Source organism: Mycobacterium sp. (assembly GCF_032162605.1).
Lineage (GTDB): Bacteria > Actinomycetota > Actinomycetes > Mycobacteriales > Mycobacteriaceae > Mycobacterium.
Genome location: NZ_JAVROT010000302.1, coordinates 1 through 4,068, shown reverse-complemented (window position 1 = coordinate 4,068; position 4,068 = coordinate 1). Strand labels below are relative to the sequence as shown.

Below are 4,068 nucleotides of genomic sequence, written 5' to 3'. Positions count from 1 at the left end.
TGTGGGCCGGACTCGCGCTGTCCTGGAACGTGATCTGCGGGTACGCCGGCTATATCAGCTTCGGCCATGTCGCATTCTTCGGCATCGGCGCGTACACCACGGCGATCCTGATGCAGGCCGAGCACGGCTGGAACTTCTGGGCGACCCTGCCGGTGGCGGCCGTGGTCGCCGGCGCCGTTGCGGCGCTGGTCGGCTGGCCGGCGCTGCGGCTGAAGGGCGCGTACTTCGCCATCGCGACCTGGGCGCTGGCCGAGGCGGTACGCGAGCTCACCACAGTCCTCCACTTCACCGGTGGCTCCGGCGGACTCACGACGCCGATCCGCAACGACGACAACTTCTTCTACTACACGATGCTCGCCGCCGCGGCGATCTCATACGCCGTGTGCTATGTGCTGCTGGAACGGTCCCGGTTCGGTTTCCGGGTGAAGGCGGTACGCGACAACGAGATCGCCGCCCGCGCGCAGGGCATCAACACCACGCTGGTCAAGATCGCGGCCTTCGTACTGAGCGCGATCATTCCGGCCGTGCTGGGTGGCATCAACGCCTACTGGATCACGTTCATCAACCCGGCCAGCGTGCTGAACACCATCATCACCGATCAGCTGGTGGTGATGGTGCTCGTCGGCGGGCTCGGGCACGCGTGGGGTCCGGCGCTCGGCGCGACCGTGTTGTACCTGTTCGACGAACAGCTCCGGGTCAGCTACGGCGAGACGACCGCTTACATCATCGTCGTCGGCGTGCTGGTGATGGCCTTCGTGCTGTTTCTGCCCGACGGGCTGGTCAGCGCCGGCCGGCGAGTACGACGGATGCGGCTGGTACGCCAGCTGCTCGGCCGCGCCCGCGGCGACGTCGTGCCCCGGCGAACGGACAGCGAGACCGAGGAGGCCAGACAATGACGGTGCTTGTGGTCGACGACCTGTTCCGCTCCTTCGGTGGCATCCGCGCGGTCGACGGTGTCACGTTCGACACCGAGCAGGCGGAGATCGTCGGCATCATCGGGCCGAACGGCAGCGGGAAGAGCACACTGTTCAACCTGCTCACCGGTGCCCTGAAGCCCGACGCCGGCACCATCTCGCTGTTCGGCCGGGACATCACCCGGCTCGCTCCCTACCGAATAGCCCGCGCCGGCCTGGGACGCACCTTCCAGATCCCAGCGCTGTTCGTGAACATGACTGTGCGGGAGAACCTCTGGACCGCCGCGGTGCAGTTCGACTGGAACAACGCCCGGGCCGACGCGGACGCCGTACTGGAGCGCCTGGAGCTCAGTCAGGTCGCCGACGACCTCGCGAGCACCTTGTCCGGCGGACAGCAGCGGCTGCTGGAGATGGGTCGGGTGCTGATGCAGAAGCCGAAAGTCGCGCTGCTGGACGAGGTCGCCGCCGGGGTACACCCGCGCCTGCGCCAGATCATGCTGGACGCCATTCGCACGCTGCGTGACGGGGGCACGACGTTCCTGGTGATCGAGCACGACATGGAACTCGCGCAGGACATCTGCGACCGGATCATCGTGATGGATGCCGGAAAGATCGTGGCGCAGGGCAGCTTTGAGGAGATCTCGCACGATCCGCACGTGATGGAGGCGTACTTGGGGGTGTCGGCGGAGTGAGTGAACACCAGGGCAGCGACTCCCGCGACAGCGTAGTCACGGTTGACGGCCTCGACGCGGGGTATGGCAGCGTGCAGATCCTGCACCAGGTGTCGATGACCGCTCGCACCGGCGAGGTCACTTGCATCTTCGGGCCGAACGGCTGTGGGAAGAGCACCCTGCTGAAAGCGATGGTGGGAGTGATCGATCCGTGGGCGGGCAGCATCAGGATCGACGACGACGATCTCACCCATCTGCCGTCTCATCGCACATTGGGCCGCGGGCTCGCGATGATGCCGCAGGGCGGCGGCGTGTTCCCACAGCTCTCGGTGCGCGACAACCTGCGCATCGGCGGCTATACGATCCGCTCCCGAAAGCGGCTGGACCGGCGAATCGAGGAGCTGCTGGAGGAGTTCCCGCGGCTGCGCGAGCGGTATGACGTGCAGGCCGGCCAGCTGTCCGGCGGCGAGCAGATGATCCTGTCGATCGCCCGCGCGCTCATCTTGAGCCCACGGTTCCTGCTGTTCGACGAGCCGTCCGCCGGCCTGTCGCCCAAGCTGGTCGGTGACGTCCTGGTACGCGCCGCCGAGCTCGCCCGGCGCGGCGTGGGCGTGGTCATGATCGAGCAGAACATCCGCGAGGCGTTGCGGGTGGCCGACCGGATGTACGTCCTGGTGGCGGGCCAGAACCGGTTTGAAGGCACACCCGCCGACGTGGAGGACGACCGCGAGCTCATGCACCTTTATCTGGGGGGCCGCTGAACGATGCACGGCCTCGGTCCGCAGCCCGCAAGGGCGACTCGAGAGGAATGATCATGCCCACCTACATCAACCGTCGACGCTTTCTCACCCGGACCGGTCTCGTGGTGGGCGGCGTGGTTGCCGGCCCGAGCCTGCTCGCCGCGTGCGGCGGCGACACGGGCAACGGCGGGACCGACACGTTCAAGGTCGGCGCCGTGCTCGAGCTGTCCGGCGAATCCGCGACCGGTGGACAGATCGCCCAGCGCGGATACCAGCTCTGGGCCGACACGGTAAACAAAAAGGGCGGGCTGTCGATCGGCGACAAGAAGTACAAAGTCGACTTGATCGTGCAGGACTGTAAGAGCGATCCTGGCACCGCCGCCGACGCGACGTCCCGGCTGGCCACCCAGGAAGGCGTGAACGCCATCTTCGGCGCGTACACCAGCGGCGTGCAGATCGCGATGGACCCGATCTGCGCCAAGTACCGGGTGCCGTGCATCGCCGGTTCGGCGGAGTCTCCCAGCATCTGGAAGAAGCAGCCCGCGTTCACTTTCGGCGTCATTCCCGCCGTCGACACCACGGCGGCCCGCTCGATCCAGTCGATCGTGGACACTGCGACGACCAAGCCGGCGACGGCGGCGGTCGTCGGCGCCAACGAGCCGTTCTCCGACGACACCGCCCAGGGCTTCCGCAAGGGGGCTGAGGACGCCGGGCTGAATGTCGTGCATTTCTCGCTGTTTCCGCCGAACGCCGACCTGGCGCCGGTCGCCAACGTGGTCGCGGCGCAACGGCCCGACATTGTGGCAGTCGGCGGCCACGACGTCCTTCTGGTCGACTTCGTGAATGCGCTGGCCGCGACCGGCTACACCCCGAAGGCGATCATCGAGCACTACGGGATCACCGATGCCTCCTTCGCGAAGGCACTCGGCCGCCGCGCCGACGGCGTGATGGGGATCTCAGTCTGGTTGCCGACCGCGTCCTTCCGTGACGACCTATTCGGCTCGGCCGCCGACTATGCGAACGCATTCGAGCAGGCGCACGGCTCGCCACCGGACTACACCGCCGCCGGGTGCAGCGCCGCCGGGCAGGTGCTGCAGGCCGCGGTCGAGAAGCTGGGTGAGACGCCCTCGCTGTCCGAGGACGCCCGGGGCAAGCTGAACGACCTGATCGCCGCCACCGACCTGACGACCTTCTACGGACCGATCAAGTTTGCATCGGACGGCGACCATTTCCACAACAACACCGCGCTCAACCCGATGCTGGTCCAGATCCAGGGCGGGCAGGTCAAGGCCATCGCGCCGCCGGACTCGGCACAGGCCCCGATCATCTACCCGCTCGCCCCGCTGGGCTGAGCGCCACCTTCGATGCGACCGCCGGCGATCACACTTACGTCTTCTTTCGCCACCCTTGAACACGTGGACGGATGCCGGACGGTCGGCTCAGGGCCGGAACTGGAGGATCCGGTCGTCGCCGTCGCGGGGACTGCCCCGACCGTCGCGGTTGCTGGTGGTGAACCAAAGCGTGCCGTCCGGTGCAGCAACAACTGTCCGCAGACGCCCGTACTGCCCGACAAACAGCGGCGCCGGAGTGCCCAGCGAGCCGTCGGCCCCGACCGGTATCTGGAAGAGTCGCTGACCGCGAAGGGCCGCGACCCATAAGGAACCGCCGAAGTAAGCCAGTCCGGAGGGTGACGCTTCGTCGGTCGACCACTGGATCGCCGGGTCGATCAACCCTGCGGTGTCC

5 protein-coding genes are annotated in these 4,068 nt (G+C 67.4%); 4 read left to right on the top strand and 1 reads right to left on the bottom strand.

Going from position 1 to position 4,068, the window contains the following annotated elements:
* The 4 genes from QOI01_RS17505 to QOI01_RS17490 form a co-directional block, all read left to right on the top strand.
* Positions 1 to 896: branched-chain amino acid ABC transporter permease (locus tag QOI01_RS17505; RefSeq protein ID WP_526383098.1), on the top strand; the 896-nt coding region annotated here is incomplete at its 5' end.
* Positions 893 to 1,606, top strand: a complete 714-nt coding sequence (locus QOI01_RS17500) for an ABC transporter ATP-binding protein (protein ID WP_526383096.1) — start codon at positions 893 to 895, stop codon at positions 1,604 to 1,606. The genes QOI01_RS17505 and QOI01_RS17500, both read left to right, overlap by 4 nt.
* Complete coding sequence (locus QOI01_RS17495; RefSeq protein WP_526383094.1) at positions 1,603 to 2,346, top strand: ABC transporter ATP-binding protein; 744 nt, start codon at positions 1,603 to 1,605, stop codon at positions 2,344 to 2,346. Before QOI01_RS17500 ends, QOI01_RS17495 begins: the two co-directional genes overlap by 4 nt.
* A gap of 53 nt (positions 2,347 to 2,399) precedes the next feature.
* A complete protein-coding gene (locus QOI01_RS17490) occupies positions 2,400 to 3,677 on the top strand; it encodes an amino acid ABC transporter substrate-binding protein (RefSeq protein ID WP_526383092.1) in 1,278 nt (425 codons plus the stop codon).
* 87 nt (positions 3,678 to 3,764) lie between these two features.
* On the opposite strand, the gene QOI01_RS17485 is transcribed toward QOI01_RS17490, so the two are convergent.
* A partial coding sequence (locus tag QOI01_RS17485; protein ID WP_526383090.1) for a PQQ-dependent sugar dehydrogenase occupies positions 3,765 to 4,068 on the bottom strand: 304 nt, incomplete at its 5' end.

Excerpts from the sequence above, each read along its gene's own strand:
- QOI01_RS17500 (WP_526383096.1), top strand. The coding sequence starts at position 893 with ATGACGGTGCTTGTGGTCGACGACCTGTTCCGCTCCTTCGGTGGCATC.
- QOI01_RS17490 (WP_526383092.1), top strand. The coding sequence starts at position 2,400 with ATGCCCACCTACATCAACCGTCGACGCTTTCTCACCCGGACCGGTCTC.